Origin of the sequence: Corallococcus praedator, from assembly GCF_003612125.1 — a bacterium.
Taxonomy (GTDB): Bacteria; Myxococcota; Myxococcia; order Myxococcales; family Myxococcaceae; genus Corallococcus; species Corallococcus praedator.
In genome coordinates this window covers 1-6,527 of the sequence record NZ_RAWI01000468.1, presented here as the reverse complement: position 1 = coordinate 6,527, position 6,527 = coordinate 1, and the positions used below count along the sequence as shown (strand labels likewise).

The window sequence follows — 6,527 nt, the reverse complement described above, 5'->3', positions numbered from 1 at the left end:
GGGGGAGGATCCACCGGGGGCGGATCCACCGGCGGCGGGTCCACGGGCGGTGGATCCACCGGTTCCTGCGGATCCGTCGTGCCGGGATCCGTGATGCCGGGATCCGTCACGGCGGGTGGAACATCGGGATTCGACGAACCGGCACCACCGCACGCGGCCAGCAACATCGAGAGGCTGAGCAGAAGTCTTGGACGCATCATCCACCGCTCCTGGAGCAAGGCGTGTGCCTCTCCAGCAGCCCGTCGGATGGCCTCCTACATGCCTTGGGGGGCAAGCGAGTGGCCCCTGCAAGTCCGCGCGGCCGCCCTGGAAGGGGAAATTCCTTTCCCACCCCGGCGGTCACCCGTTCTTGACGGCGCCCCATGACGGACCGCGTAAGGCTCGCGATTCACGGCTGCCTGCCTGGAGTCCGGGACCAGCGGAGCAGGCGACCTGTGTCCCCTGAAGCGGGCAGCCGGGCGAAGGCCCCCGGACGGCGCGCTGTGCATGAACGCCCCCTCCAGCCCTAGCTTCCTGGGAGCAGGCTGGAGGACGGCCCGAATCCGTCCGCGAACCCGTCAGGGGAGTGACGATGGAGTCCTGGAACCAGACCTCGACCGATGCCGCGCGGACCCATGCGCCATCCACGGTGAATCGTCGCATCGACGCCCACGTGGAGTCGTGTGTCCGCTGCATGGCCGAGCGGGCGGACCGCGCGGAGATGAGCCGGTACCTCGACAAGCTGGAGCACGAGTGGGAGATGCACCGCGCCGTGGCCGTGGGCGGCTCCGCCCTGGCGCTGGCGGGCCTGCTCCTGGGCCGCCGTGACGGCCATGGCTGGCGCGTGCTCAGCGGTGTGACGCTCGCCCTGCTGCTTCAACAGGGCCTCACCGGCTTCGGGCCCCTGTCCGCGGTGGTGCGCGCGCTGGGCGTGCGCACCCGCCGGGAGATTGACCTGGAGAAGTTCGCCATCAAGGCCCTGCGCGGAGACTTCGAGCGCATCCCCAACGACGGGGGGCCGCTGGCTCGCGCCAACGCCGCCCTCGTCGCCGCGCAGTCCTGAAGCTGAAGCGCGCTTCCTGGATCCGACGACGACCCCGGGTGCCTGAGCGTCAGTGCACCAGGGGCGTCGTGTAGCCGCCGCCCAGTGATGGCATCAGCGAGAAGCTGGGCGCGGTGGCGACCGCCTTCTTGCCGGTGTCCTTCTGGTCGAAGAAGCCATTGAGGCCGGCGACGCCGATGGAGAAGTTCGTCACCCAGCCCTCGTCAGGCTTGCCGGCGGCGGCCTTGATGTCGAACGGCCGCGCGAAGTGCAGCCGCAGGAGCAGGGGCCCCAGCGACAGGTTGAAGCCGATGACGGCGTTGAGGACGCGGTGGTCCCAGAGGTCGTGCGTCCCGTCACCCACGCCGCCCGCGTCGATGGCCGCGATGGCCTCCAGGTCGCTCAGGAAGGCCACCCGGATGATGTCGTTGAGGGGCAGCTGCGCCTCCAGCGTGGAGTAGACGAAGTGCTGGCCCAGCAGCCACTCCTCGTCGCCGAAGTTCACGCCGCGCAGGGTGTCGAAGCTGGACAGGTAGTAGGAGCGCGCGTACCGGCCGCCCACCGTGCTGCCCGCGCCCAGGCGGATGAAGATGTTGCTGCGGCCGTAGATGGGGAAGTACCGCTCCATGTCCAGGCGCATGTTGCCGTACGCCTGCCCATCGAAGGGCTGCAAGCCGGCGGTGGCCTCCAACAGGATGGAGCTGCCCGCGAGCGGGCCCGTCGCGTAGTGGTACTTCAGGCTGTCGTAGCCGATGCGGCCGCTCAGCTCCGTCTGGAAGCGGATGTGCTGGTTGTCGGCCCGCCACGCGGACAAGAGCTCCAGGTTCGCCTCGTTGCGCTCCGGGAACGCCAGGTAGAACTCGTTGAAGTCGTCCAGGAAGTACTTCGTGCCACCGAGGCTCAGGTCGCCCTGCACGTAGAAGAAGGTGCTGAGCGGGTAGCGCAGGCTGCCCAACGCGCCGAAGTAGCGCTCCGACGAGATGAAGAACGGCCGCTGCTCCGGGGGCAGGTCGTCGAACGTCTTGTCGATGCGGAAGCGCAGCGACTGGAAGATGCCGCCGCCCCAGGTCGTGCGCTTCTCGTCGTTGATGTACAGCAGCAGGCCGTCCGTCAGCTCGAACGAGCCGTACACCGCCAGCGACAGGACCATCTGGTGGTCGCGCAGCCGGTCCGACGCGGACGCGAACACCTGGCCCACGAAGCCGCCGCCGCCCGCGCCCGCGAAGCCGAAGATGGGCCCCAGCTCGATGTTCTCGCGCGTGAAGGGCCGGTACGCCAGCGCGTCCGTGAGCGGCCGCAGCGCCATGGGGGAGGGCGGATCCGCCTGCGGCTCCTTCGGGTCCTCCAGCGACAGCATGCGCGGCGGGCGCAAGAGCGACGGCTTCCGCTCACCGGACATGTGGAAGAGCATCCACAGGCCGCCGTCGGGGCCGGGGCCGGGTTCGAAGACGCCCGTCGTCAGGTCGGTGCGCCGCACGATGCGCCCGTCCGCGAGCCGCTCGTGCAGATCGGAGCTGCTCTGGTTGTAGGCCACGAAGAACAGGCGCCCGTCCGCCAGCGCGATGGGATCCGACTCGTCGCGCTCCTCGCTGGTGAGGCGCTCCGCCTGACCCGCGGGCGCGTCCGGCTTCACCCGGAAGAGGTTGTACTTGCGGTGGGACGTGGCGTCGGACGTGTAGATGATGCCGGAGGGGCCCCACGTGAGCTGCCGCTCGGCGAACACGTCGTGGGTCAACTGCCGGGGCTTCGCGTCCGTGCCCTGCGACAGGTCGATGACGTACACGTCGCGCAGGCCTGAATCATTGATGCCGATGAACGCGAGGAACTTCCCGTCCGGGGAGAACGCCGGCGAATAGATGGCCAGCACGCCCTGCCTGTCGATGCGGTACTCGCGCCGGTCGCCCACCTCCAGCTTCACGGTGAGACCCACCTCCCGCCCGATGCCGGTGCGGATGGCGGAGCGCCGGACCAGCACGTCCGTGGACTTGCGCTCCTGCAGGTGCACGTAGTCCTGCACGTACAGCACGTCGCGGCCGGTGCGCTCCGCCACGAACGCGAGCTTGTCCTTGGTCAACGCGAAGTTGCGGCCGGACACCGGGTGTAGGGACTCCACGCCCGGCACGCCGTCGCCCGCGACCTTCACATTCTTCTCCGGCGAGCGCGGATCGATGAGGTACAGCCGGCTCTCGCCCGTCTCCGGCACGATGGTGCGCAGGGCCAGCACGTTGCCGTCCGGGCCGCTGGTCATCGCGGTGACGATTCCGGGCGTCTCGCCCAGCGAGTCCAGCGCGGGCCCCGTCTGCGCCGAGTCCAGGTACGTCTTGAACGAGCGGCGCTTGAGCCAGTTCTCGAAGCGAGCGGAGATGCGCTTCGGATCATCGCCCGTCAGCCGCTCCAGCAGCTCCTCGAACTTGAGCGACGGCGCATCGCGCGAGCCGCCCACCAGCCGGGGCGCCTCCTCCAACAGGCGCTGCGTGATGCCCGCGCCGTATTCCTCCTCCAGGAAGGCCACGCGCGCCTGACCGACCTTGTAGATCCACAGGAAGCCGTACGGCCCGGGGGAGAAGAAGTCGAGGAACGCGTACCCCCTCATCAGGTCCGGGTTGACCAGCAGGTCCCGCACCATCATCTCCGCCTCGGGATCCAACCCGCGCTTGGCGTAGAACTCGGCCAGACCTTCGATGAACCACAGCGGGTAGCCGCCCAGCGGATCCCCGAACACCTTGGCCTGCTCCGCCACGGTGCGCACCTTCTGGATGGTGAACTGGTGCGCCAGTTCGTGGGTGCTGATCTCGTCGAACAGGTGGTGGTCGCCCAGGTACGGCAGCGACAGCTTCAGGTCCTCGGTGCTGGTGACGCCCAGCGTGCCCTCGGAGACCGCGAACACGTTCGTCTGGAGGAACTCCGCGTAGCTGCTGTAGAGGATGTACGGGAACGTCTCCGTGGGGACGTACTTGAACTGGTCCACCAGGTACCGGTACGCCTCCTCGACGATGGGGGCGGCGCGCTCGGCCACCGCGCGCTCGCGCTCGTAGAAGTAGAAGCGCACGCCGCCCGTCTTCGCGCCCAGGTCCTTCGCGTAGGTGTAGTTGAAGCCGCCGTCGGCGCTGCCCAGCAGCAGGGGGGAGCCGGAGAAGGTGGTACCGCCGTCGTTGCCCACCATGCCCGCGAGGGCACCCGCGTCACCCGCCGTGCCGCCGTCCGCCAGCGCCACCACGCCCGGGGGCGGGATGCCGCCATCCTCCAGGCCGACGACGGTTTGTGGCCCGCTGCCCGCGTCCGCCGTGCCTCCGTCGGCGGAGACGCCCGCCGCCAGGGCGTTGCCCGGGCCCGGGGGCGCCGACGTCACCTGTCCGGAAGGGGTGACCTCCGGGCCGCCCGGGGGCGCCTGCGTGTTGCCCGTCTGCGGGGACACGGTGGGCCCCTGGGGCAGCGCGCCGCCCTGGGTGCCGGGCGGTTGATCATGCGCGGTGCCCGCGCTGGGTTTGGCCAGACCGGCGGCCGCAGGGCCCACGAGGATGTCGATGTGCCGCCACTCGAACTCGTAGCTGTTCACGGGCGTCTTCCCCGCGCGACGGGGGACGACGAAGACCTGGGCGAGCGCGAGCTCCGGCAGGAGCAGGGCCAGCAGCACGGCGACCACGTGCGGACGGGGGTTCAAAAAGCACCTCGTAAGGCGAGGAGACAGGCGTATCAGGGGCCCGACAGGAGGCTCCCTCTCCCATCGGAAACGCACAAGCGGTTCATTTGTTTCTTTGCGTGACGGTGGACGTCAGGGGTGTTCACCCTCGGCACGCGGGAGGGGACTTGGCGCCGGTCGGCATCGCCCGGTATGGAGGAGGGAATGAACCGCCTCCCCCTCGTGGCCGCCACCGTGTTCCTCGCCGTCGGATGCGGCAATACCGACGATTCCGACAACAAAGCCGAGTGTCAGGTTGAAGCCATCGACCTGTCGGGTTGTGACCGCTCGACGCTGGCCGCCGTCCAGCCCGAAGGCATCTGGAACGCCAACATCGCGTTCGAGGACGGGTTCATCGGCCCGTCCACCATCCGCTTCTCACCCGGGGATCCGCTGCTCATCGGCCTGACGATGACGACGAAGCAGATCACCGGGGACACGTTCTACCTGGCCAGCGACGTGACGGGCTCGGATGGCGGCGCGGTGCGCTACGCGTTCTCCGGCTGCAGGGCGTCCAGCCCGGGAGAGGTGCTGGGCGTGGTGCGCGTCTGCGTCAACGGGGCGAAGACGCGCCAGGGCACGTTCACCGCCACGCGCGTGGTGCGGCGCGAAGGCGAGGCGGAAGCCGACCGCGTGGAGCTGCTGGGGGAGATTGCCCTTCCGGGAGGCCGGCCCACGGGCGTGGTGGTGGCGGGCGGCTACGCGTACGTGACGGCGCGCGAGGAAGGCCTGGTCGTCTACGACGTGAAGGACCCCGCGCACCCCACGCTCGCGTCCAAGCAGAAGTTCGGCGCGGAGGTGTTCACCACCGCCCTCGTGTCCGGCTCGACGCTCTTCGTGGGGACGTATGACAGGGGCCTGCGCCTCTGTGATTTGACGGCCGACCCCGCGGTCCCGAACTGCGGCAAGACGTTCCTCTCGGAGGCGGCGACGCCGACGCGCGTGGACGCGCTGGCGAAGGATGGAAACCTGCTCTACGTGGCGTCGCCCACGCCCCGCTCGGACGTCATCATCCTGGATGTGACGCAGCCGCTCGCGCCGACGCTGGTGGTGCGCTACGCGGTGGAGGGCACGAGCGTCACCGCGGGCGAGTACCCCTACGCGCTGTCGGTGCTGGACAACCGCCTGTACGTGAGCAACTGGAGCTACGGCGTCTCGGTGACGGACGTCACCGACGTGCTGACGAAGAAGGCGCCCAAGCTGATGGGTCGCTACTCCGGGTTCTCCACCAGCGCCCTGGCCGTGGGGAAGGTGGGCGCCGCGACCGCCGTGTACGAGGGCTCGGACGCGTGGGGCTCCTCGGTCCTGGCGCTGGACGCCACCAACCCGGAGGCCATCGTGCAGCGCGACGAGCTGGCGCTGCGCAAGGAGGCCTCCCTGGGGGGCATGACGCTGTCGGGAACCACGCTCTACGTGGCCAACTACCAGGACGGACTGCGCGCGTACGACGTGTCCACGCTGGGAGTGATGAAGCCCTCCGGGTACTTCAACACCTGGAGCGAAGGCGACGCGCGCCGAGGGCTGACCTACTTCGAGGGCCTCCAGGGCGTTCACGTCGCGGACGGGCTGGTGTATGGGTGGGACACGACGCGCGGGCTGCTCATCTTCCGCCACACCCCGTGACTGACGCCAAGGCTGCATCATGACCCAGGTGAACGGATGTGGTCGTTGTCAGACCCTGCCTGAGCCGCCCGAAGGACCGGGGCGGCTCTTCCTGTGGCCCCCGCTGGGCCACAGCCTGGGCAAGCTGGTGGCGCACCTGCGCGAGGCGGGCGGGGCCTACCAGCTTCGCACCGACGCGCACTGTGTCGTGGTGGGGCTGGGGAA

The 6,527-nt window shown here is 69.5% G+C and carries 4 protein-coding genes and 1 pseudogene; 3 read left to right on the top strand and 2 right to left on the bottom strand.

Going from position 1 to position 6,527, the window contains the following annotated elements; all coding sequences use genetic code 11:
- Nucleotides 1-200: hypothetical protein (locus tag D7Y13_RS46040; RefSeq protein ID WP_208734525.1), on the bottom strand; the 200-nt coding region annotated here is incomplete at its 3' end.
- Nucleotides 201-571: 371 nt separating this feature from the next.
- On the opposite strand from D7Y13_RS46040, the gene D7Y13_RS36295 reads away from it, so the two are divergent.
- Nucleotides 572-1,042, top strand: a complete 471-nt coding sequence (locus D7Y13_RS36295) for a hypothetical protein (protein ID WP_120585089.1) — start codon at nucleotides 572-574, stop codon at nucleotides 1,040-1,042.
- Between the two features lie 49 nt (nucleotides 1,043-1,091).
- Here D7Y13_RS36295 and D7Y13_RS36290 read toward each other — a convergent pair whose 3' ends face one another.
- The gene (locus tag D7Y13_RS36290; RefSeq protein WP_120585085.1) at nucleotides 1,092-4,682 is read right to left on the bottom strand and encodes a PD40 domain-containing protein; all 3,591 of its coding nucleotides are present in this window, start codon (nucleotides 4,680-4,682) and stop codon (nucleotides 1,092-1,094) included.
- Between the two features lie 183 nt (nucleotides 4,683-4,865).
- On the opposite strand from D7Y13_RS36290, the gene D7Y13_RS36285 reads away from it, so the two are divergent.
- A complete protein-coding gene (locus tag D7Y13_RS36285) occupies nucleotides 4,866-6,323 on the top strand; it encodes an LVIVD repeat-containing protein (RefSeq protein WP_158620452.1) in 1,458 nt (485 codons plus the stop codon).
- Between the two features lie 19 nt (nucleotides 6,324-6,342).
- Nucleotides 6,343-6,527, top strand: a pseudogene (locus D7Y13_RS36280) (EAL domain-containing protein); the annotation flags it as partial.

Bases quoted from the DNA above. Each gene is read 5' to 3' on its own strand.
- D7Y13_RS36285 (WP_158620452.1), top strand. From the start codon at position 4,866: ATGAACCGCCTCCCCCTCGTGGCCGCCACCGTGTTCCTCGCCGTCGGA.
- D7Y13_RS36295 (WP_120585089.1), top strand. From the start codon at position 572: ATGGAGTCCTGGAACCAGACCTCGACCGATGCCGCGCGGACCCATGCG.